Source organism: Trinickia camelliae (assembly GCF_053525655.1).
This window is the reverse complement of the sequence record NZ_JBCHAA010000001.1, coordinates 284359-306899: the sequence shown is the minus strand read 5'-3', so window position 1 is coordinate 306899 and position 22541 is coordinate 284359. Positions and strand designations below refer to the sequence as shown.

At 67.3% G+C, this 22541-nt stretch carries 15 protein-coding genes; 3 read left to right on the top strand and 12 right to left on the bottom strand.

What is annotated here, in order from left to right:
- The first annotated feature begins 182 nt into the window (after positions 1-182).
- Positions 183-1463, top strand: coding sequence for a sensor domain-containing phosphodiesterase (locus tag AAHK20_RS01425; RefSeq protein WP_449179645.1), 1281 nt, complete (start codon positions 183-185; stop codon positions 1461-1463).
- A 63-nt stretch (positions 1464-1526) separates the two neighbouring features.
- Here the strand turns inward: AAHK20_RS01425 and arfB are convergent, their stop codons facing one another.
- The 4 genes from arfB to recC are packed head-to-tail and all read right to left on the bottom strand — an operon-like array spanning position 1527 to position 11363.
- The gene (gene arfB, locus AAHK20_RS01420) at positions 1527-1931 is read right to left on the bottom strand and encodes an alternative ribosome rescue aminoacyl-tRNA hydrolase ArfB (protein ID WP_449179644.1); all 405 of its coding nucleotides are present in this window, start codon (positions 1929-1931) and stop codon (positions 1527-1529) included.
- Positions 1932-1945: 14 nt separating this feature from the next.
- Positions 1946-4081, bottom strand: coding sequence for an AAA family ATPase (locus tag AAHK20_RS01415; protein ID WP_449179643.1), 2136 nt, complete (start codon positions 4079-4081; stop codon positions 1946-1948).
- Positions 4078-7857, bottom strand: coding sequence for an exodeoxyribonuclease V subunit beta (gene recB, locus AAHK20_RS01410; RefSeq protein WP_449179642.1), 3780 nt, complete (start codon positions 7855-7857; stop codon positions 4078-4080). Before recB ends, AAHK20_RS01415 begins: the two co-directional genes overlap by 4 nt.
- A complete protein-coding gene (recC, locus tag AAHK20_RS01405; RefSeq protein WP_449179641.1) occupies positions 7854-11363 on the bottom strand; it encodes an exodeoxyribonuclease V subunit gamma in 3510 nt (1169 codons plus the stop codon). The genes recB and recC overlap by 4 nt, the downstream gene beginning before the upstream one ends.
- A 244-nt stretch (positions 11364-11607) precedes the next feature.
- Between recC and AAHK20_RS01400 the strand changes: the two genes are divergently transcribed.
- Entirely contained in the window at positions 11608-13944 is a 2337-nt protein-coding gene (locus AAHK20_RS01400) for an FUSC family protein (protein ID WP_449179640.1), read from the top strand.
- Positions 13945-13989: 45 nt separating this feature from the next.
- Here the strand turns inward: AAHK20_RS01400 and AAHK20_RS01395 are convergent, their stop codons facing one another.
- Positions 13990-14199 (bottom strand): hypothetical protein, encoded by a 210-nt coding sequence (locus AAHK20_RS01395; RefSeq protein WP_449179639.1) that lies wholly within the window; start codon positions 14197-14199, stop codon positions 13990-13992.
- Between the two features lie 158 nt (positions 14200-14357).
- Positions 14358-14840, bottom strand: coding sequence for an Lrp/AsnC family transcriptional regulator (locus AAHK20_RS01390; RefSeq protein WP_449179638.1), 483 nt, complete (start codon positions 14838-14840; stop codon positions 14358-14360).
- Between the two features lie 125 nt (positions 14841-14965).
- Here AAHK20_RS01390 and AAHK20_RS01385 point away from each other — a divergent pair, with 125 nt between their 5' ends.
- Positions 14966-15655 (top strand): cysteine dioxygenase family protein, encoded by a 690-nt coding sequence (locus tag AAHK20_RS01385; RefSeq protein ID WP_449179637.1) that lies wholly within the window; start codon positions 14966-14968, stop codon positions 15653-15655.
- A gap of 21 nt (positions 15656-15676) precedes the next feature.
- On the opposite strand, the gene AAHK20_RS01380 is transcribed toward AAHK20_RS01385, so the two are convergent.
- The 6 genes from AAHK20_RS01380 to AAHK20_RS01355 form a co-directional block, all read right to left on the bottom strand.
- Positions 15677-18292, bottom strand: coding sequence for a mechanosensitive ion channel family protein (locus AAHK20_RS01380; protein WP_449179636.1), 2616 nt, complete (start codon positions 18290-18292; stop codon positions 15677-15679).
- A gap of 130 nt (positions 18293-18422) precedes the next feature.
- Entirely contained in the window at positions 18423-19085 is a 663-nt protein-coding gene (locus tag AAHK20_RS01375) for an NAD(P)-dependent oxidoreductase (RefSeq protein ID WP_449179635.1), read from the bottom strand.
- 120 nt (positions 19086-19205) lie between these two features.
- Complete coding sequence (locus tag AAHK20_RS01370) at positions 19206-19667, bottom strand: Rrf2 family transcriptional regulator (RefSeq protein ID WP_449179634.1); 462 nt, start codon at positions 19665-19667, stop codon at positions 19206-19208.
- 67 nt (positions 19668-19734) lie between these two features.
- Positions 19735-20187, bottom strand: coding sequence for a BCAL1086 family glycoprotein (locus AAHK20_RS01365; protein WP_449179633.1), 453 nt, complete (start codon positions 20185-20187; stop codon positions 19735-19737).
- A gap of 108 nt (positions 20188-20295) precedes the next feature.
- Positions 20296-21945, bottom strand: coding sequence for an ATP-binding response regulator (locus AAHK20_RS01360; protein WP_449179632.1), 1650 nt, complete (start codon positions 21943-21945; stop codon positions 20296-20298).
- Entirely contained in the window at positions 21942-22400 is a 459-nt protein-coding gene (locus tag AAHK20_RS01355) for a response regulator (RefSeq protein ID WP_449179631.1), read from the bottom strand. The genes AAHK20_RS01360 and AAHK20_RS01355 overlap by 4 nt, the downstream gene beginning before the upstream one ends.
- Between the last annotated feature and the right edge of the window lie 141 nt (positions 22401-22541).

Below are 22541 nucleotides of genomic sequence, written 5' to 3'. Positions count from 1 at the left end.
GCAACAGCCGCTTTGTTACACTCGAAACGCAGTGCCTCAGCGGAGTCCGGCATGGCTAGCCTCTTCGTTCACGAGTTCTCGTACGAATTAAATGCCCATGTGGCCCGCGTCACGTATCGCCGCTTTTATGCAGCGAGCCGCGACGAATCCCCGATGCGTCCCTCCTGCGAGCGTGCATTCTCATGACCACGAGACGCGATCTCACGCTCGCAGGCCTCCTGCCACGGCTCCAACGCGACGAAACCGGCTGGTACGCCATCCACGAATCAGTCACGTTGCGCTCGGCGTTCCAGCCGGTGCTGTCAATTGCGCACAAGCGCATCGTCGGTCACGAAGCCTTGTTGCGCGCAACCGCCGCCGACGGCCGCGCGATCACGCCTGACGAATTGTTCGGCGCGGCGCAATCGTTCGGCGCGGCGCTGACGCTGGAACGACTCACGCGGTGCCTGCATTTCGCCAACTTCGCCGAGCAGAACGTCGCGACTGACTGGCTCTTCGTCAACGCGCTGCCGCGGCTCTTCCAGATGGGCTGGCCGCACCACACCTTCGTCGACGAACTGTGCGCGCACTTCGGCATGCCTCACAGCCGCGTCGTGATCGAAGTGCTCGAGCAGCCCGCCAACGACGAAGCGCTGCTTGCGCAGACCGTCGAGATGCTGCGCGAACGCGACTTCCTGATTGCGATCGACGATTTCGGCACGGGCCTTTCGAACTTCGATCGCGTCTGGCAGTTCCGGCCGGACATCGTGAAGCTCGACCGCTCGCTCGTCACTCGGATCGCGAGCACAGGCAGCGATCATCAGTTCGTCACGCATCTCGTCACGATGCTGCATCGCGCGGGCGCGATGGTGCTCGCCGAAGGCATCGAAACCGAGGCCGAGCTGATGACGCTGATGAGCGCCGACATCGATTTCGTGCAGGGCTTCTGGCTCGCCCGCCCGCAGGCGTCGATCGATGCTGCGAACGCGGCCACCCCCGCGCTCATCGAAACGATGTGGGAGCGCTTCAACTCGCGGGCAAAGCCCCATTCGAGCAGCAAATTGCGCTCGTGCACGGGCTTCGAAGCGGCGGTGCTCACCGCCGCGCGCGCCTACGAGGCGAGCGGCGATCTCGCCCAGGCCGCGGAGCGCGCGTTTCGCGTGCCCGAAGCGCGGCGCGTATTCGTGATCGACGCGCACGGCGAGCAGCAGCGCCCGTCGATCGCCGCAGCCGGCGCGCTGCGGCCCGAGCGCCTTGCGCCGCTTTTTCCGGACATCCACAGCAACTGGTCGCGGCGCGCGTACTTCAAGCGCGCGCTCGCGTCGCCCGGCCGCGTCGCGGTGATGGGCCCGCACTTCTCGCCATCGGACGGCAAGGATTGCTATACCGCCGCCGTCGCCGTCACCTTGAACGGCGCGCTCGACGTGTTCTGCGTCGACTTTCTGATGGAAGCGCACACGCCCGTCCATGCGGACGGGACTTGACTCGTACGCCGCCCCGCTTGCCCTCGATTGAGCGGACGAGTCGCTCGCGCGTTATTCAGCGCGTTAGTCCGTTACCCGGCCGCGCCCGGCCTTGATCGCACCGCGATGGGTCTTGCCATCGAGACGTCGCGCCGTCGACGCGCGCGTCGGTTTGGTCGCGACGCGCGCGCGGCGCGTCACGCTCACGCTGCGGATCAGCTCGTCGAGACGCGCCAGCGCCGCCGCGCGATTCATCTCTTGAGTGCGATGCTCTTGCGCCTTGATGATGACGACGCCGTCGCGCGTAATCCGATGATCGGACAGCGCAAGCAGCCGCATCTTCAAGACTTCGGGCAGCGACGACGCGCGGATGTCGAAGCGCAGATGAATCGCGCTCGACACTTTATTGACGTTCTGCCCGCCCGCGCCTTGGGCGCGAACAGCGGTCAACTCGATCTCGCTCGGTGCGAGGCTATAGCGCAGAGTCATGGTTTGGTCAGTCGTTACGTGGGTTCGCGCAGCGCCGCCGCGATGCGCGCGGCGAGGCCCGAATCGCGCTGCGTCGGCGTCGCGATCGCCTGGCTCAGCACCGCTCGCGAGCCGATCACCTGCACTGCGCGACGCGCGCGCGTGACGGCTGTATACACCAATTCGCGCGATAGCACGCGGCTCGCCGTGCCCGGCAGCACCAGCACCGCATGATCGAACTCGGACCCCTGCGACTTGTGAACCGTCAGCGCGAACGCGGTGTCGTGCGGCGGCAGCGCGGCGGGCGACACGGCTCGCAGGCTGCCATCGGCCGCTCGAAAATAAACGCGCAGCGCGCCCTCCGCTCCCGCTCCCGCAGCGGGCAGCGCGATGCCGATATCGCCGTTGAAGAGGCCCAACGCATAGTCGTTGCGCGTCACCATCACCGGACGGCCGGCGAACCAGCTCGCGCCGACGCCAAGCGGCACGCCCGCGGCGCGCCGCACGTGCGCGGCCATCAACGTGTTCAACTGATCGACGCCGCGCGCCCCCGCGCGCGTCGCGCACAACACGCGAAAGCGGTTCAGCGCGTCGAAGAGCGGTGCGGGGTCCGGCGTGCGTTGAGACAGCGCGTCGGCAAGCGCTTGCGCGTAGGGCGCGAAACCTTGCGCAAGACGCGCCACCGTGCGCTCGGAAAGCGTCGGCCCTGCGTCTTCGTATAGCGCAGCGGCGCTCGGCGTCTCGGGATCGATCGACAACGCGTCGAGTGCGCCGCCGACGTCGCCATGCCGGATCGCCACCGAGAGCCGCCCGACCGGCGAATCCAGTCCGAATCGATAGTTGCGTTCGAGCCAGATGACGCAGTCGGTCAATGGCGTGGATGCAGGAGTGCGGCGATCGATAGCTGTAGGCGCGTCCTCATTGCTAGGGTCGACGAAATCATCGTCGAGTACACGATCCGGCTCGTCGAACCAGGCAAGCGGCTCGGTGTCATCCGACGCCGCGAAGAAAGCCTCGTCATCGAATACCGACTCCGCAGCGTACGGTTCAACATCATCCGTGCCATGGTCCAGCGCCGCCGCGAACCGTCCTTCGTCGATTCCAAGCGCTTGCGCGACCCGCGCGACACCCGGCGCGCTGAACGCAGGCCGCGCGCTCAGTTCCGCAAACACCGCGCCGGCTTCGACGGCCGCGAGCTGGTCCTTGTCGCCGAGCATCACGAGACGCGTATCGGGCGCGAGCGCATCGACGAGATGCACGGCCATCGCGACGTCGATCATCGACGCCTCGTCGACCACCACCACGTCATACGGCAGCGGATTGCCGCGATGATGTCTGAAACGTCCGTTCGGCCCCGAGCCCAGCAGCCGGTGCAGCGTGTGCGAGGTCTGCGGCAGGCGCGCCGCGATCTCGGCGGGCAGCTTGCCGGACTGCGCGAGCAACGCCTCCTGCATGCGCTGCGCGGCCTTGCCCGTTGGCGCGGCCAGCGCGATGCGCAAGCCCGGGTTTTCGTCGATCAGACAAGCGAGCACGCCGACGACCGTCGTCGTCTTGCCCGTGCCGGGACCGCCGCTCACGATCGTGAGACGGCCCGACAAGGCGGCCACGGCGGCGACGCGCTGCCAGTCGACTTCGTCGTCCTGCGGCGGACCGAAGTAGCGCAGCAAGCGGGCTTGGAGCGCCTTGGCGTCGCCGTACCCTTCGACATCCTGTGAAGAGGATTCCGAATGATCTGGTGATTCGCGTGCCTGCACATGCTCGACGAGCGCCGTTGCGAGCCGCCGTTCGTAGTCGAAATAGCGCGCGAGATACAAGCGCCCGGCTTCGTCGATCACGAGCGGACGCAGCGCCGCCGCGTCTTCCGCGCCGCCCGAGACTACGCCGCTCGCGAACAGCGCCGCGCGCACGTCGGCCAGCGGTTCGCCATAGCGGCGCGCAAGCCTCGCAAGCGGCACGCAGACGTGTCCGGCAGTCGTCGCGCGGCTCGCGGCGAACGCAGCGCGTTGCGCCCAGCGCACGCTTCCGCCGTCGGCGCCCAAGCGCCGCGACAACACGCCGATGCGCCGCGCGAAGCCTTCCGCAAGCGCCGTGCTGAAATCGGCGGGGTCGGCTGCGCCGGCCTGCGCGGCGCTTGTGGCAGCGTTTGACGTGGCTTGACGTGTCTCGCTCATGCTGCCCCTCCGCCCATCAGCGTATCCAGCGCTTCGACGAGCGAGCGCCCCGGCGTGCGCGCATGCACGCCCGCAGGCGCCGCGCCATCACGCCATGTAGGCCGCACGCCACGCACGAACAAATACAGATAGCCGCCGATATGGGCGTCGTAGCTGTAGTTCGCCTTACGCGCCTTCAGATAGCGATGCAGCGCGACGGTATAAAGCAGCGCCTGCAAGTGATAAGCGTGCTCAGCCATCGCGATGTCGAGCGCCGCCGCATCGTACTGCTCGGGCGTCGTGCCGAGATGGTTCGACTTCCAGTCGACGATCCAATAGCGGCCGTCGTGTTCGACGATCATGTCGATGAATCCTTTGACGAAACCGGACAACGCCCCCGGTTCGAGCGCGGTATCGGGGTAGCCGTTGGCCGCGAGCAAGCGCCGCAACGCCGCGAAATCCAGGGCCGGTGCAGCAAACAGGAACGCCAGTTCATTAAGGCGGCGCTCAGGGTTCAGCGCGGCGAGCGTCATGCCCGGGACGAGTTCAGTCGCGACGATATCGGCGAGGAATTTCGCCATCATCTCCGGCAAGCGCTGCGCCTCTTCTTGCGTGGCCGGCGCCGGACGCTCGCGCAGCGCGCGTTCGATCGCCTGCGGCCAGCTTGCCGGAACGGCAAAGTCGGCCAGTTCGAGCAGCCGGTGCAGGCACTCGCCCGCTGCGGCGCCGCGCGGGAACAGGAGGATGTCGTCGGCGGGAATGGCCGGTGCAGCGGGCATTTGCGCCGCCGCTCGCTGCGCTGCCGCGGGTTCGGCTTGATCGGCACGCGCGAGCGCCGCCGCCTCGGCGAGTTCGTCGTGATCGGGACGCGCCTCGTCGAGCTCCGGGCCGCCCGTCTCATGCCGCGCCCCCGCTGCAATCAGCGAACTGAAGCTCGCGATCCGCCATGCGTCATGCAAGGTACGACGGCTCGTGCGGGCCGTCAGCCGCCGCCCGCGAGCGTGTTCGTTTTGCAGCGGTTCGCGCCGCGGCGGCGAAGGCAACGGAGCCAAGCTGATCGGACCGCCCGCGAGCGCCTGCCAGCTCGCGGCGAGCGCGCCTTCCTCGGGCGGGTCGCTGAGCCACGCGTCGAACGCCTGGCCGCTGCCGGCGATGAGCCAGTTCAGCACGCTGCGGCGCGACTCCTTCGTCGAGCGCGACGAGAGATAGGTGCCCGCCACCAGATAGCAGCGGTACACGGCCCGCGTGAGCGCCACATAGACAAGCCGCGCGCGCTCGGCGGCCTGCTCTCGCACCGCATCGCGCTCGGCGCGTTCGGCCTCCTCGCCGTCGCAGCCGTAGTGCAGCACGGCCATGCCCGCCTCGTCGTGATATTCGCGCGCATCGGGCAGGCCGGACGCGGGCGGCTCGCGCAGCGCCCCATCGTTGAGGAACGGACAGAACACCACCGCGTACTCCAGCCCCTTCGACTTGTGCACGGTCACGATCTGCACGAGGTTGCGATCCGATTCGAGCCGCAACTGCGCTTCGTCGCCGCCGCCCGCTTCGCGTTGCGCGGCGAGCCAGCGCAGCGTCGGCGCGATCCCGGGCTGAGTGGCCGCGCGCGCCTGCACCAGTTCGGCCAGATGATTGACGTCGGTCAGCCGCCGCTCGCCATCCGCGCCCGCGACGAGCCGTTCGCCCACGCGCAATTCGCGCATCAGCGTGCGCCACATGAGCGCGAAGCCGCGCTCGTGCCACAGCGCGCGGTAGCGTGAAAAACGCTCGACCCAGCTCATGGCGTCGGCGGCATCGGTGATTGCGGATGGCTCGAAGGACTGCGCGGAATCGGACGCATCGGCGGCTTGTTCAAGGCGCCACAGCGCGGCGGCGTCGAGCCCGAACCAATCGGTCGCGAGCGCGGCACGCAGACGCCGCAAGTCGCCGGGCGTATCGATCGCGGCCAGCACGCGCTCGATCTGTTCGGCGTCGAGCGTCCCGAACACCGACGCCTGCGCCAGCTCCACGCTGCCGACACCCCACGCCGCCAGCACGCGTTTCACGAGGCTGCCTTGCTTGTGGGTCTGCACGAGCACGGCAATGCGAGCCGGTGCGAGCGGCTCGCCGCCGATCGTCACCGTGCCCTCGCGCGCGCCGCGCATGAGCCGCACGATCTCGGCCGCGCACGCTTCGGCTGCCTGCCGCTGCGCCTCGCGCTTTTGCAGCACGGCGTCGCCCTCGGGCAGCAGCCAGACGCGGAAGTCGCCGGCGTCAGCCGCCCCTTGCGCGTCATCCACCAGCGGCGGCCGCTCGCGCGAACCCGAGCGCACCGGCTGATAGTCGAGCCCATCGAGCACGAAAGCCTGCGGGTTGGCGCCGAAGATGCGATTGCACGCGTCGACGATTGGCCGCGTCGAGCGCTGGTTGACCGCGAGCGTGTAACGCTCCGACGCCGACGCGCGCGCCGCGAGATAGGTGTGCAGATCGGCCGCGCGAAAACTGTAGATCGCCTGCTTCGGGTCGCCGACCAGGAACAGCGGACCTGGTGTGCCGGGACCCTGCGCAAAGATCCGCTGGAAGATCGCGAACTGCAACGGATCGGTGTCCTGGAACTCGTCGATGAGCGCTGCCGGGTAGCGCGCGCGCAATGCGTCGGCGAGCCACGGGTGCGCGGCGAGCGCGCTGTATAGATTCGACAACAGGTCGTCGAACGACACGACGCGCCGCGTGCGCTTCATCGTCGCGAGCGCGGCAGGCGCCTCGTCGAGCCACGCTGCAATGAGTTCGAGCCAACGTGCGCGATGCGCGGCTTCGGCGGCGTCGAGCGCGGCTGTCAAATCGTCGGCGAGCGTAAAGAACGGATGCTCGGGCGGCGCCTGCTTGACCTTCGTCGCCTTTTTCAGCGCCTCCTGCGTGAGCTTCAACGCGGCGCGCGGCGGCGCGGCATGGCAATCGCCTTCGTCGAAATACGCGGACCACGCTTCGATCGCGGCGCTCACCGCATCGGGTTTGTGCGTGGTTTGCTTGAGCACCGCTTGCGCTGCGTCGAGCAGCTTGACGATCGCGTCGCGCTCCGCTTGCCAAAGCGCTCGGGCTTCATCGAAACGTTCTGCCGTGCGCGCCGCATCGTTCGCTGCGGAGTCGGCGTCCGGTCCGCCCCAGCGCAACAGCGCGAGCGGTTTCTTCAAACGGCGCGCCAACTGCTCGTCGAGCGTTATCGGCCCCGCCCGCTTCGCCACGAGCCACGACGCAAACGCGGGATGAGCCGCCGCCACCGGCTCGACACGCTCGCGCCAGAAATCGGCGGCCAGCTCGAAGCGCAACGACGCGTCGTCGGTCTCCATCTCGAACGCGAACGGCATCGCGGCGGCGAACGGCGCCTCTTGCAGCGCACGCTGGCAAAACGCGTGGATCGTGTGAATCGCCGCCTGATCGAACGTGCGCAGCGCGCGCCGCACGCGCTTTTGCGCCGCCTCCGGCTCGATGCCGCCGCCGGCGGCGAGCGTCGTCTCGAACAAACGCGCGATGAACGGGTCGCCGCCGTCGTCGCCCGTTTCGATCGCGCGCTCGAGCTCGGCCAGCCGGCCACGAATCCGCTCGTGCAGCTCGGCGGTCGCGGCCTTCGTGAAGGTAACGACGAGGATCTGGTCGGCGTTGAAATTCTTCTCGAGCAGCAAGCGCACGTAGAGCGCGCAGATGTTCCAGGTCTTGCCGGTGCCCGCCGACGCCTCGATCTGGTTCACGCCGTCGAGTTCGCAGGCGAAGACGTCGAGCTCCTGCGCGGGCAGCGAGGGGGAAGTGAAGCGGATGTCGCTCATGATGCCTCCCGCCGGGCCGCCCCAAGGGAGGCATCAGCCCCCTCGGGGGGCAGCGAACGATAGTGAGCGTGGGGGTCGTCGTTCCCGCTCCTCACATGCTTGATCAGCGGATCGAACACGAGGTGCGCGAGCGTCGGAAACGGCTCGTCGAGCGACAAGTTCGCGCCGCGCCACGCGATGCGTAGCGCCGGGTCGTCCGATTCGCCGCGCACGCGGTCGTTGATCCACGCGCCGAGCGCGGCGGAATCGCTATCGCTGACTTTGGCCCAGGCGCTCTTCGGGAAAAACCGCAACGGCAGCGCGCGGCCCGCGATGAAGAGCGCGGCGAGCGGCGCGAGGTGGTCCAGCGGTGCTGCGACCGGCGTCAGCTCGAAGCTCTCTTTGCCGCCGTGCCAGACGGTGCGGCGCGGCCCGTCGGGACGCACCGCGCAATAGACCAGGTGGGCGAGCCACGCCGACAGATAGTCGCGCGCGGTCGCGCTTGCATAGCGAAAGATCACTTGTCCGGTTTCGGTGAGAAGGTTCAGCGTGCCGTGCATGGCGAGCGGCACGCGGGTCGCCTCCAGCCTCTCGCGCAGTGCCGCGTCGTGAATGCCGAAAAGTTCGACGCCGCCCGTATCGGGCCAGCGCGGCGTGAGATCGAGCACGAACGGCAGACGCTCGATGCCTGACGCGAGTTCGCCGCGCACGTTGTCGGCGAGCCTTCTCAGCGCGCTCAGCTCGCGGTTGCGCCAGACCGCACCGGTCGCGCCGCCCGGCAGCTCCGGGCTTGCAACGGCTACGCGCTGCACGCGCGCCGCCACGGTGGCGTCGTCGGCTTCGAGCAGCGCCGGCAGCAAGCGCTCGGCGAGCGCATCGCGCCCCGCATAGTCGAGATCGAACGGCTCCGTATCGATCAGCTCGCCCTGCGCATCGGCGAGCACGATGCCGAGCCTGTCGCGCAGAAGCGCGCGAGCCGGGTGCCGCCAGAAGCGCTGAAATTCGTCGAATGCAATCGATTCGGCGGCTTCGAGCGGCAGTGGATCGGCGAAGAACGGAAGGACAGCATCGCGCTCGCCGCTCGCGATGCGTTCAGCCAGTACGGCGCGCTCGGCGTCGTATGTGAAGAGCCCGCTGTTGCCGTCGGTACTTTTACCCTCGAAGTACTCTGCCGCGAACGGCTGCAGCGGATGGTCGACGATGAACGCGCGCCGCGCCTCGTCGACTTGCGCGGGCGCCGCGTCCGGCCCTGCCGATATCTTCGCGAGATGGTCGAGCAATTCGTCGACGAGCGCGGCCGGCGGCAATGCCGCGTTGTCGCGAATGCTGCGCCCTGTGTAGCCAATGAACAGCCGGTCGCGCGCGGCGAGCAGCAAGTCGAGAAACAGATTGCGCTCGTCGTCGCGCCGTTGCCGGTCGCCGAGCTTGCCGAACGCCGCCATCAGATCGAATTCGTCGGCGCGCGCGAGGCTCGGCAGCACGCCGTCGTCCATCCCGATCAGACACACGACGCGATACGGCAAGCCGCGCAAGCTCGTGAGCGAAGAGAACGTGACGCCGCCCCACGGCACGCCGCCGCGTGCCGGGTCGTCGAGCGCTTCGGTAAGCGCCGCGCGCACGACGGCCGCGGGCAGCTCGACCTCCTGCGCGCCCTCGCGCATCACGTCGACGAGCGCATTGATCGCGTCGCGCACGTCGGCGAGCGAATCGGCAAACGCGATGCCGGGATCGAAGCATCGCGCGAGCGCGTCGAGCAGCAAATCGCTCCACGCTTGCGGCGTCAGAGCTTGCGACGTGCGGCGCGCAAAGCCGTCGAGATCGTCGACGAAGCGCGCGAGCCGCCCGAGCAGCTCGCCTTCGGAGCCGCTCGCGCCATCGACCGGCAGCCACGCATCGACCGGCTCGCCGCCTTCGGGCATCGCGTAGCCGAGAAAGAGCCGCGTGAGCGCATCGGAGAACGTATGGCGCGCGACGGGCACCGCCTCGTCCGCCGGCACCGTCGGAGCCAGGCCGCGCCGGGCGCCTGCGGCGGCGAGCCATTCCTGCGCGGTTTCAAGCGCGGCGGCATCGATGCCGTAGCGCGCCGCCACCGCATCGACGCGCAGCCATTCGACCAGCTCCGGCGCACCGACACTGCGCTCGGCAAGCGCGAGCCAGTCGAGCAGGACACGCGCGATCGGATTCGCCTGCGAGGGCGGCAAGCCGGTGATGCGATAGGGCACTCGACGCCCATCGCTCGCGGCACCGCCCGCCGTGGTCCCGAACACTGCATCGATCAACGGCCCGGCCGCCGCGAGATCGGGGCACGCGACGAGCACATCGGACGGCGCGAGATCGTCGAACTCGTTGAACCAGGCGAGCAAGCGGTCATGCAGCACTTCGAGCTGACGCGACAGGCTGTGGCAGACATGAACCTCGATGCCGCGCTCGCCGGGTACTTCGCCATCGGCCGCCTCCGCCTCGGCTTCCAGCTCGAGGTCCAAAATTGCGTTCTGCACTTTCGCGAGCCACGTCGACGCGGGGTTTTCGGCGTAGCGCGTGGCCTCTGCCGACGCGGCGCTCTCGGTCAGTTCATGCAGCATGTGCAACTGCGCCTGAGTCTGCCGCCCCCACTCCGCGAGCAGCGGGTGGCCGACTTCCTGATAGTCGAGCTGGCCAGCCGCATCGAGCGCTTCGATGCGCCCTTCGCTCACGATGTCGAACCAGAACTGGCGGCACGGGTTCATGGCGTAAAGACGCACGTCGATCCAGCGCGACAGCTCGCGCAACAGCGCGATATGAAGCGGCGGCATCGTGGGCAGCGCGAATACGCTGACCGACTCCGGCCAGCGCGCGCGCATCACGGCATCGAGGTCGAGCGAACGTGCCTCGGCGAGAAAGCAATACGCGGGCGGCGTGGCCGCGGCAAGCGAGCGGGCATCCGCGCCGCCGCCCAGCTCGGCGAGCAGCGCGCGCCACAACGCCGCCTGCCAGCGCTCGTCCTCGCGCGCAGCGGCGCTGGCGCCGCGCAGGTTCGGCCCGCGGCTCTCGGCGCCGCTCGAAGCGTCGCCGCTTCCCGCGAAAATCGACCCGCCCTGCTGCCAGTGCGTGAGCCACTCGGGCCGGTAAGTCAGATAGTGGTCGAGCACGGTCGCGACGCGCCGTGCGAGCTCGTAGCGCATCGGCGCGTCGGCGGCCGCTAGATAGGTCGAAAGACGCGGCGACGCATTCCATTGCCCGTCGGCATGGTCCTCGCCGAGCAGCCGATAGCAGCGCCAGACGAGCCGGTCGGGCGCCAGCGGCGAATGCGCGGGCACCGGAATCACGCCGCCGATCTGCGCCCACAGCCATTGCGCCAGATAGCTGAAGTTCACGTTCGAGCACACGCCCTGGCGCGTGGCGATATCGAGCTCGAGCCGCCGCCGCACCGCCGCGCTCGGCACGATGATCTGCTGAGCGATCCATGGATCGGACGGCGCCGCCGATAAATCTTCGAGCAGCGCGTCAACCAGAGTTTCGTAACGGTTCGAGTAGAAAAGCTGGAGCATGGGGCCTTTGCGAAAGCGTGCGGCGCGCGAGGAACAGCGTGAAAGACACCTTCGCGAGAGCCGCGCACGCCGAACGAAAGCGCCAGCATAGCAAAGGGTGCAAAGGCCGAAAAACTAGGCCGTTCGGCCGAGTTTTCGCGACAGCAAAATACGTTAGACTCGACGCCAGTCTGGGATGTGGCCCCTCAAGGCCCGCCTGTCCGCTTTACCGCCCCCGTTTCCCCGTTGTCTGCCAGCCCAATCGATGCGCTATTCGGTCGAAATCAAAAAGTTTCTATATAGCCAGTACTTCTTTGGCGGGCTGCGCATCGCCGTCGGCGTCTCGCTGCCGGCCGTGCTGTGCCTGATCGTCTTCAAGAATCAGGAGCTCGGCTTCACGATCGCCACCGGTGCGCTCGGCGCGTGCGTCGTCGACATGCCGGGTCCGCTCAAGTACAAGCACAACGAAATGCTCGCGTGCAGCGTGATCGGCTTTCTGTCCGCGCTCGCCACCGGCCTCGCCACGTTCAACGTGCTTGCGTTGTGGGCCGCCGTCGTGCCGCTGACGTTCGTGCTGTCGCTCATCGTCGTGTATGGCAACCGCTGGCCGCAGATCAGCTTCGCCACGCTGTTCATGATGGTCGTGACGCTCGAAGACAAATTCACGCCGATGCAGGCCCTCGTCAACGCGGGATGGATTCTTGCGGGCGGCCTCTGGTACACGTACTGGGCGACGCTCGTATCGCGCTGGCAGGCGTACCGGATCGAAAAGCAGGCGCTCGCCGAGGGCCTCTTCGCCTGCGCGAACTATCTGCTCGCGCGCGCCGATTTCTACGACCTCGAATCCGATCTCGACGAGTGTTACCGTAACCTCGTCGCCAAGCAGATCGCCGTGGTCGAAATGCAGGACGCCGCGCGCGACATCGTGCTGCGCAACCTGCCGAAGTTGAGGAGCGGCAAGCTCGACCCGCGCCGCACGGTGCTCTTCAATCTGTTCATCAATTCGGTCGACCTGCACGACCTCTTCGTCGGCGCACACCCCGACTACCCGCTCGTGCGCAAGACGTTCGGCAACTCGGATCTGATGATTTTCTATCGCGACCTGATCCGCAAGGCGGCGCGCGACCTCGACGAGATCGGGCTCGCCGTGCTGCAAAACCGGCCGCCGCATTCGCATATCAGCATGAAGGCCGAATTGCGCGCGATCGAATACGAACTCGATCAGATGCGCAAGCACGACCTGCCGAACAAGAATCCGGAAGCCTACGCGGCGGTGTCGGCCACGTTCCGGCGCATCTGGAGCGCCACGCGACTGATCGACAAGATCAAGAAGAGCCTCACGAGCGAAGAGCCGCCGACGCACACCGAGATGCGTATCGACCAGACCCTCTCGCGTTTCATCTCGAGCCGCCGCGTGCCGTTCCGGCAGATCTTCTCGAATCTCACAATGGCCTCGCCGAGTTTCCGCCACGCGCTGCGCGTGACGATCGCGGTGGCCGTCGGCTTCTGGCTCGGGCGCCTGCTGCCGCTGACGAACGCGTACTGGATCGTGATGACGAGCGTCATCATCTTGAAGCCCGGCTATTCGCTCACCAAGCAGCGCAACGCGCAGCGTATCGTCGGCACGGCGATCGGCTGCGCGGCGAGTATCGCGCTGATGCTGCTCGTCAAAGACCCGTGGATTCTGCTCGTCATCATGTTCGGGTCGATGGTGATGAGCTACAGCCTCTTGCTCTTCAACTATGCGGCGAGCGTGGTGTTCACGTCGTCGTATGTGCTCTTGCTATTCCATCTGCTCGCGCCGGGCAGCATGCGCATCATCGGAGAGCGCGCGATCGACACCTTCGTCGGCTGCATGATCGCGATCGCAGCAAGCCGCCTGTTCCCGTATTGGGAATACCGGCTGATGGGCAAGCTCATCAAGGACATGGTCTCGGCCACGCGACAGTATCTCGAGGCGAGCTGGTGGATGGGCGGAAAGCCGGTCGCCGCCGCGGCGCCTTCGGAACCGGTTGCAGCAGGCGCCGTCGCCACCGGACCTGGCGCGCACGCCCATTCTGTCGAGGCTGCGGCAAGTACGCCCGCCGCATCGAAGTCCACGGCGGCCAACACCGCGCACGACCGCGATTTCCGCTACCGCCTGGCGCGCAAGCACATGCACGTCGCGTTCGCCAATCTCGGGCAGGCGTTTGCCCGCATGATGCTCGAACCGAAAGCGCACCAGTACTTCGTCGCCGAAATCAACAATCTGCTCGTGCAAAGCCATGTGCTCGCTTCGCAGATCACGGCGGCGGCACCGCTTCTGCGCAATACGATGCAGCACGAAGGAGGCGGATTTCAGGCGCTGCAGCGGGCGTTGTCGTCTGTTCGCGAGAATCTGTCGCAGGCGCTTACCGGTGAGCCGCCCGCCGATCAGACGGAAATCACGAAACAGCTCACGCGCGAACTGGACTTGATGGCGGTGGAAGCCGAAAAGTCGGACGCGTTCTCGCCGGAACTCACGCAGGAAGTGAAGCTGCTCGCGCACCAATGCAAGCAGATGCTGGCGGCGTCGTTTCTGATCCGTAAGGATGCGGGCGTGATCCGGCTGCCGCAGGAGTGACAAGGCGCCCTCCATGCAATCGAGCGCCCGTGGGGCATGCGTTCGCTACTGCGACGCTCCGGTCGCCGAAGCCGCCGTCGCGGCGCTCGCGGCAGCGGCAGCCGGGGTATCGCTAGCCGGTGCGTTCTCGCGGTCGTACTCGCGCTTTTGGGAAATGGCGTTATAGAGCAGCGTCGCGATCACGAGCAGCACGACGACCACGATGAAAATGCCGATGCGAACGGTGGGATTCTTGTTGCTGCGCGGATCGCTCATGGTGCGGACTTTGCGAGTGCTTAAAACATAAGGAAGCCGGCATTCTACGCGCATGCGGCTTGCTAAAGCCTTGCAGCAATGCGCATGCCGTGGTCTTGCGCTCGCCGCGCGTCGAGGCAAATCCTGCGTTTTTCAGCAGCGAGCCAGAGCCGCCCAAATCATCGCCCGTGATCCATCACCGGCCCGCGCACCGGCAGCGCCGTCGAATACTTGATCTGCTCCATCGCGAAGCTCGAACTGACGTCGTAAAGCGGCACGGCGCGAATCAAGAGCTTGTAGACACGGTCGTAATCGTCGATATCCGACACCACGACGCGCAGCAGATAGTCCGTCTCGCCGCTCATCCGGTACACCTCGACCACTTCCGGAATCTGCGTCACGGCCTGCGTGAAGTTCTGCGCCCATTCCTCGGTGTGCTGGTTCGTGCGCACCGCGACGAACACGGTCGTTCCCACCCCGAGCTTGCGCGGATCGCACAGCGCGACCTGCGCCCGGATCACGCCCGCCTCCTTGAGCCGCTGCACGCGCTTCCAGCAAGGCGTCTGAGACAGATTGACCTTCTGCGCCAACTCCGCCACCGGCATCGTCGCATCCTCCTGAAGCAATTCGAGGAGCTTTCTATCGATCAGGTCCATTCCCATTTGCGCGGCTCCCTAGAAAAATTTTCTACTTTTTAGTTTATGTGGGGAATTATATGAAAACTCTTTCTACGTGCAAACCGGTATAAATATGGCATCGAACAACACCAACGATTGACGGAGCTCCCATGAACCACGATGCCGAATTCAGCCCCCTCGCCCGCGCTTCGAGCGCGTCCGGCAAGGACGCGGCCATGCTGAACACGCCCATCGTGTTCGCCGAGCGGCGCCCCCTTGAAGACGCCGCCGAGCCCAATTTCGCCGCTCCCGAGAACCCCGCGCTCGCGCGCTTGTGCGAGGCGCTCGACGCCGCGTTCCGCGCCGCCGCGCATGCCGACGAGCCGTCGCACAGCGCCGAATTCGCGCGCCGCGTGCGCGCGGCGCTGGCGCTTGCCGCGGCCGACGAAACCCTGCTCGCGCCGGCACAACGCGAAGGTTCGGCCGAATGCTATCGCCGGCATTTGCTCGCCGCCGATCCGCGCGGGCGCTATGCGCTCGTCGCGCTGGTCTGGCAACCCGGACAGGCGAGCCCCGTGCACGCCCACCATACGTGGTGCGGCTACGCGGTGATCGACGGCACGCTGACGGAAACGCTCTACGACTGGAACGAAGCGGCCGGCTGCGCGACCGAAGCGCGGATGCATCCGCGCAAGACCGGCGCCGTGTCTTACGTGCGCGCCGGGATGACGGGCATCCACAGGCTCGGCAACTGCAGCGCGGCGCCGGCCGTGTCGCTGCATCTCTACGGTGTGCCCGGCACGCAGATCTCGACGCACGTCAACGATCTCGTGCGTGTCGAAGCCGGCGAGCTGGTCTAAACCCCGCTCGCCGATCAGGGCTCACACCTTGCCGTCTGTGCCCGTGGCGGAGATCTGCGGCTTCACTGGCGCAGTCTGATCGGTGGCGGGCGGCGCCGGGCGCGGCTCATGCGACAGGTCGTGCGCCCCCGCCACACCGTGCGCTCCCGCAGCGCTCTTCGCTGCGCCTGATGCCACAGGCGGCCCTTCGCGTTCCGCCATGTGCACCTCCATCTGCGGCACCGGAATGTCGATGCCGGCCTGATCCATCTTGCGCTTCACGCGCAGATTGAACGCGCGCGCGACGCTCCATTGCTGCAGCGGCCGCGTCTTGATCTGTCCTTTGACGATCATCCAGTTTTGCTCGAAGCGATCGAGCCCCCACACCTCGACAGGCCCGAGCATCTCGCGGCGATAGCGGAAGTCCGCCATCAGCTCGGCGCCGACTTCGCGAATCAAGCGCGTCACGTGCTCGACATCGGCTGAAAACGGCACGCGCACCTCGAACACCGCGTACGCGAAATCGCGCGACAGGTTCTTCACCATCTTGATCTGCGAGAACGGAATCGCGTGGATCGCGCCCTGCCCGTCGCGCAGGCGCACCGTGCGGATCGTCAAGTGCTCGACGGTGCCCGCGTGGCCGCCGTCGAGATCGATCCAATCGCCGACCGAGATCGTGTCTTCGATGATGATGAAAAGCCCCGTGATCAGATCGGAGACGAGCGACTGCGCGCCGAACCCGACCGCGAGGCCGATCACGCCCGCGCCGGCCAGGAGCGGCGTCACGTTGATGCCGAGGTTCGCGGCGGTGACGATGGCGGCGATCGTGAGGATCGTCACGAGCACGGCGTTGCGCACGAGCGGCAGCATCGTGCGCGCGCGCGTGCCCGGCGAACGCGCCTTGCTGCGCGGCCCACTCGGATTGAGCGCTTCGAGGATCGCCGTATCGATCGCGATCCATACGAGCCACGCGATGAACACCGTCATCAGAATCGCCGTCACCGCATGCGCGATGCCGCGCGCGGTCACGCTGTCCTCGACCATCTGCGCGACTGAAAAACCCCACAGCCGCGACGCGAATTCCAGAAACGCGAGCCAGATGAACAGCGTGATCAGCGTGCCGACAAAGCGCAGGAGACGCGTCACGTAGGCCGAGCGCCGCCGGCGGGCGCGCACTTCGTCCAGGCGCGTCAGGCGCATCACGACCGCGCACAGGAAAAAGGCCAGCACCAGCAAGAGCGCCGTGACGACCGAAATCTGCAGCACGTTCTCGGAGCTGTCCATGCCCGCGAGCGTCGCGGCGACCGACGCGCCCGCGAGCAGCAGCATCGGCAGTTGCCAGAGCGACGCGAGCACGTCGAACGCTTCGGTCGCGGCCTTGCGGCGCACGCGCTTTTCGTAACTGCGGTTGCGGATCAAGTGCGCGACCGGGCGGCGGAACGCGAGCGCGAAGTAGCCGGTCAGGATGGCCGCCGCCATGTTCGAGACCGTCGAGATCAGCGACGCGAGGTTGTTGCCGATCTGGCCCGCCACTTGATAGTTCACGGCGGCGTCGCCGAGCGCGCCGCAAACGCCGATCACGAACAACAGACGCCGCGCGTGGAGCAGCAGCGCGCGCACGGCGACGCGCCGATGCCCGGAGCCGAACATCGAAAACATGATCAGGCAGATCGCCGAGAACACCGCGCCCGCGACGATCGCATAAGCGATCACCATCGCGAGCGTGCGGCCGAGCGAGTCGGCAAGCGAATGAGAGATCGACAGCACGACGACGAACGCAAGCACCCAGGGGCTCACGCGGCGCAGCGCGAAGATCATCAGCTGGCTCGTCGACGGATTCGGCTGCAGCCCGGCGTCGATGCCGTAGCGCGCATGCAGCCGGCGCTGCAGATAGACGAGCGCGCCGGCGCAGGCTCCCCAGGCGGCGAGCATCGCGCACAAATCGATCAGCACGTGGCCCGGCGAATTGGCGCCCTGCCCGGTCGCGATCGCATACAGATCGAGGCCGGCGGCGCTCAGACGGCTCGCCCAGTAGCGCAGCGGCGTATCGCCATGGCGCACTTGCGCCTCGATCGAGACGACCCCCGACGCGATCGCGCCCAAGAGACCCGGCGTCTGCTGCGCCGCTTGCGCACCCGACGCCGCGGCCGGCGAGAGATTGCGCGTGGCGTCGCGCAGCTTCTTCAGTTGCCCGACGAGCGCGGTGCGTTGACGGTCGTTGTCGAGCGTGGAGATGACGCTGTCGAGCGAGCGGGCGATCTCGGCCTGGCTCGCGGGCGACGGCGCCGATGCGGCCTCGGCGGCGGAAGCCGCCGAACCGGGAGTTGGCGCCGACGCCGGATTCGCCACAGCGTTGATGAAGCTCTGCAGCGACGGCGGCGCGACCGGCGTCGCTGCCTGCGCGAGCGGTGCGCCAGCCGCGCTGGCAAGCATTGCGGCCGCGGCAAGCGACGCGTATTGGGCGACACGCCGCGCGCTCCGCGTGACGCGTCCACCGGCATCGCGCGATGAATCAAACAGCGCCAGGAACGTCAGGCACAGCGGGCGGAACAACGAGGGCAGGACCCACGCGATGAAGAGAGTGGCGGTACGAACGACCGGCGGCACGGCGCGATACGCCCCGCCGCCGGCATTACGCCGCGCGCGGCTTGCTTTCATGGCATTCGGTCGCAGTACGGAACAGCGCAGTGTAGCCGCGCCTCACTATCGAAGCCGTAACCGAATGTTAGCCAGACGCCGCACATCGGGCGCTGCGCCTTGCAGCGCGCGGCTCCTGGCCCGCGCCCTATTAATAGGCGACGGTGGCGATCTGACGCACGAAACGGCCCTGCTCGATCTCGTCGACGAAAGCGACCGCGTAATCCTCTGCGGAAATGGCGCTGTTGCCGCTCGCGTCGGCGATCAGTGCGCCCGCGCCCGTGCGGAACTTGCCGGTCTTCGTGCCCGGCGCGATCATCGCGGCCGGGGCGTAGAAGGTCCAGTCGAGATCGGTGACGGTGCGGTAGAACGCCAGTGCCTCACGGTGCGCGAGCGCGACGGTCTTGTACGCCGCCGGAAAGCCCTCAGCGTCGACGAGTTGCCTGCCCGGCGCCACTTCGAGCGAACCCGCACCACCCACCGCGACGAGCCGCTTGATGCCCGCCGCATGCGCGCCGGCGACGAGCGCCTTCGACGCCTCGACGATCTTCAAGGCATCGTCTTGCGGCGGCGCGTAGGCGCTCGCGACCACGTCCTGGCCGGCCAGCGCCGCAGTGATGCTCGCGGCATCGAACAGGTCGGCCTTGGCTGCCTTTAGGTTGTCGCGGGCCGTCTTGGCCATACCTTGCGCGCCGCGCGACGGGTCGCGCGAGAGCGCGGTGACCTGGTGGCCACGGGCCGCCGCTTCCGCGGCGATGCGCGAACCGATCATGCCGGTGGCGCCGAAAAGCGCAATTTTCAAGGACTTTTGCATCATCGTTCTCCTGCTTCTGATGTTTATGTAACCGCGTTAGTTACATATATAGCGAAAAAAACGGAGGCTCGTGCCTCCTCCCATACCCGTGCATTCGATGCGCGCGGCGTGCCCACCGCGTCACCCCGCCTCGCCTCGCCGCCGCTTGCGCTCCTGCTGACGCTCCGCGCGCACGACGTCGGCCGTCACATCGGCCAGCGTGCGCGCTGCCAGCGACGCTTCCATCGCCTGCTGCGCATCGCCGACGATCCCGGTCAGCACACCCTGAATCTGCCTGCCTACCATGCACGCCGGATTCGGCTGCTCGCGATGCAACGCGAACAACTGCGCTTCGTCGACCGCACGATAGACCTCGAGCAGCGTGATGTCTTCCGGCTCGCGTGCGAGCAGCGCACCGCCGCCCGCACCCAATTGCGACGTCGTCAACCCGGCCTCGGCGAGCATCGACAACAACCGCCGAATCAGCGCCGGATTCGTATTGACGCTGCCCGCGATCATTTCCGACGACAACGGCACGCCGTCCTGGAGGGACAGCAGCGCGAGGACGTGGATCGCAAATGCAAACCGGCTGCTCGTATTCACTGCAAGTCCACCTGACGAGAATGTGCAATCATGATAGTTACATTAATGAGATTCCGCAAGTTCAGATTCAATCGCCGCCGGACTTAGCGGCGCTGCCGGTCGCACTGTTCTGGCTCGCCCAGTTCTGCAGCTTGCGGCCCGCGGTTTCGAGGCCATAGCCCGCCGTGGAGGCGGCCTGCCCGAGCACGGCGTTGGCCGCGCTCGCCGCGCCTTGCAGTTGAGCCTGCGTCGCGGCCGACACGCCGCTCGCGTTCAGCTTGATCGACGGCCCCGAGGCGCCCGTATCGATGTGCGTCTGCGCCGTCTGACGCGCCGTATCGATCTGCTGGCCGACGAAGCTCGCGGCCTTATCGACGCTCTTCGCAGCCTGCTGCGCCGCTTGGACGGCAGCGTCGCCGAGCTTCGTGGCTTGCTGCTGAGCCGCTTGCTGAGCCGATTCGTCATGCTTTTGACACGCGGCAAGCGCGCTCAGCACGAGCGCAGCCATCGCGTAGCGCGACAACCCGTTGAGATAGTTCATGGTGACACTCGCATTGATCCCCCGTACCGAGAGGGCGTTGTTGTTCTGAAGTGACGCAATGATACGACCTCGCAACGCGCCGATCTGTTCCGTTGATTCTTTGGGCGGCTAATCGCTCAACGCACTGGTGCGCCCCGCGAGCGAGGCGATCACGACGACCAGCTCCAACGGGTCCACCGGCTTCGCGATATGCGTCTGAAAACCGGCGAGCAGCGCGCGCCGCCGGTCTTCGCTGCGCGCGAACGCGGTCAGCGCGGCGGCCGGTGTCGTGCGGCTTTGCCCGCTGCGCTCGCTCGCTGCCTGCTCCAGCGCGCGCAGCTTGCGGATGAACTCGTAGCCATCCTCGCCCGGCATGCCGATATCGCTCACGACCACGTCGGGCGGCGCGGCCTGGTAGGCGGCGAGCGCGTCGGCGGCATTGTCGAGCGCGGTGGTGGTGGCGCCGCGCTCCTGCAACAAGCGCTCGACGAGCTCGCGCGCATCGGGCTCGTCCTCGACGATCAGCACGTGCAGCCCGGCGAGCGCAGGCGGCATCTCGACCGGCTGCGAGCGCGCGCCCGCGACGCGCATCGGCTCGATATTCGCGGTCGGCAGGCGCACGGTGAACGTCGCGCCGCATCCTTCGCCGTCGCTCATCGCCTTGATGCGGCCGCCGTGCATCTCGACCAGCTGCTTCGCGATCGACAGACCGAGCCCGAGGCCGCCGTGCTGGCGCGTCGTGCCCGTGTCCTCCTGGCGGAAGCGCTCGAACACGTGCGCGAGAAATTCGGGCTTGATGCCCTGCCCGGTATCGCTGACCGTCAATTCGACTTCGCCCTCGACACGGCTCAGCAGCACCTCCACCGAGCCGCGCTTGCCCGTGAACTTGATCGCATTGCTCATCAGGTTCCAGATCACCTGCTGCAAGCGCGCCGGGTCGCCCTGTACCGGCACCGCCGGCTCGATGATCGGCGTGATGCGGATCTCCTTCGCGTCGGCCGCCGGCTGCACCGAGCGGATCACGTATTCGACGATGTCGCCGAGATCGAGCCGCTCGAGATCGAGCCGCAGCTTGCCCGCCATGATGCGCGAGAGGTCGAGCAGATCGTCGACCATCTGCGCCTGCGCGCGCGCATTGCGCTCGATCACTTCGAGCCCCTTCTTGACGCGCTCGGGCTCGCTCGCGTCGCGCATCAGGATCTGGGTCCAGCCGACGATCGCGTTGAGCGGCGTGCGCAATTCGTGCGACAGCGTCGCGACGAATTCGTCCTTCACGCGCGACGCGCGTTCCGCCTCGGTGCGCGCCGTGCGCTCCGACGCAAGCAGCCGCTCGCGCTCCTCGGCGAGCGTGCGAAAGTGCGCTTCGCGTTCGCTCGAGCGCTGCGCTTCCGCCAGCTCGCGCTGCACGCGCGTCTCGCGCAGCACGCGCTCGATCGCCTCGGGCAGATAGTCGAGATAGCCTTCGCTCTTCGGCACGATGTCGGCGACGCCCGAGCGCAGCGCTTCGATCACGCGCGCCTCGTCGGCGAAACCGGTGCAAAGGATCGCCGGCAGCACGACGCCGGCCGCGCGCAGCGCGCGCAGGAAGTCGAGGCCGGTCTCGGCCGTCCCGAGCGTGTAGTCGACGACGATCACCTCGGGCAGCTCGGACGCGAACGAAGCGCGCGCCTCGTGCGCGCTCGCCGCCGTCGACACGCGGTAGCCGACGCGCGTAAGCGCGCGCGTCGCGAGCCGCAGCAGGCCCTCGTCGTCGTCGACGAAGAGAACGTGGGCGGTCATCGACCGCCCGTCGGCAGCTTGACCACTTGCAGGAAGAAGCCGAGCCGGCGCACCGCCTCGATGAACGCCTCGCTCTCGACCGGCTTCGTCACGTAGACGTTGCAGCCGAGCTCGTAGCAGCGCTCGATTTCGCGCGGATCGTCGGTGGTCGTCAGCATGATCACCGGCAGCGACGCCGTGCGCGGGTCGGTCTTCAAGCGCCGCAGCACTTCGAGCCCGTCGATGCGCGGCATCTTCAGATCGAGCAGGATCACGGGCGCGCTGAGCGCATCGTGCTCGAAGCGCGCATCGTCGCCGAAGAAGTAATCGATGGCCTCCTGGCCGTCCGTGAGCCGGATGAAGCCGTTGGTCAGCCCCGCGCGGCGCAGGTTGCGCTGAATCAGCGTGGCGTGGCCGTCGTCGTCTTCGATCAGGATGATGCTGACCGATTGGCTCGAGCTCTCGTGCTGTGTCACGTTGCCTCCCGTGTCGACCCGAGTTGGCGCTTCAGCGCCTTACTCGGGTCCCATGCCGCCCCGAGGGAGGCAACAGCCCCCTCGGGGGGCAGCGAACGATAGTGAGCGTGGGGGTAGTAATTCATCTTCCTTGTGCCCTTC

What these genes read in the sequence shown, in the direction of transcription:
- recC (WP_449179641.1), bottom strand. Translation starts at nt 11,363, where the DNA reads ATGCTCCAGCTTTTCTACTCGAACCGTTACGAAACTCTGGTTGACGCG.
- recB (WP_449179642.1), bottom strand. Translation starts at nt 7,857, where the DNA reads ATGAGCGACATCCGCTTCACTTCCCCCTCGCTGCCCGCGCAGGAGCTC.
- AAHK20_RS01375 (WP_449179635.1), bottom strand. Translation starts at nt 19,085, where the DNA reads ATGCAAAAGTCCTTGAAAATTGCGCTTTTCGGCGCCACCGGCATGATC.
- arfB (WP_449179644.1), bottom strand. Translation starts at nt 1,931, where the DNA reads ATGACTCTGCGCTATAGCCTCGCACCGAGCGAGATCGAGTTGACCGCT.
- AAHK20_RS01385 (WP_449179637.1), top strand. Translation starts at nt 14,966, where the DNA reads ATGAACCACGATGCCGAATTCAGCCCCCTCGCCCGCGCTTCGAGCGCG.
- AAHK20_RS01425 (WP_449179645.1), top strand. Translation starts at nt 183, where the DNA reads ATGACCACGAGACGCGATCTCACGCTCGCAGGCCTCCTGCCACGGCTC.
- AAHK20_RS01390 (WP_449179638.1), bottom strand. Translation starts at nt 14,840, where the DNA reads ATGGGAATGGACCTGATCGATAGAAAGCTCCTCGAATTGCTTCAGGAG.
- AAHK20_RS01415 (WP_449179643.1), bottom strand. Translation starts at nt 4,081, where the DNA reads ATGAGCGAGACACGTCAAGCCACGTCAAACGCTGCCACAAGCGCCGCG.
- AAHK20_RS01380 (WP_449179636.1), bottom strand. Translation starts at nt 18,292, where the DNA reads ATGAAAGCAAGCCGCGCGCGGCGTAATGCCGGCGGCGGGGCGTATCGC.
- AAHK20_RS01395 (WP_449179639.1), bottom strand. Translation starts at nt 14,199, where the DNA reads ATGAGCGATCCGCGCAGCAACAAGAATCCCACCGTTCGCATCGGCATT.
- AAHK20_RS01400 (WP_449179640.1), top strand. Translation starts at nt 11,608, where the DNA reads ATGCGCTATTCGGTCGAAATCAAAAAGTTTCTATATAGCCAGTACTTC.
- AAHK20_RS01360 (WP_449179632.1), bottom strand. Translation starts at nt 21,945, where the DNA reads ATGACCGCCCACGTTCTCTTCGTCGACGACGACGAGGGCCTGCTGCGG.
- AAHK20_RS01365 (WP_449179633.1), bottom strand. Translation starts at nt 20,187, where the DNA reads ATGAACTATCTCAACGGGTTGTCGCGCTACGCGATGGCTGCGCTCGTG.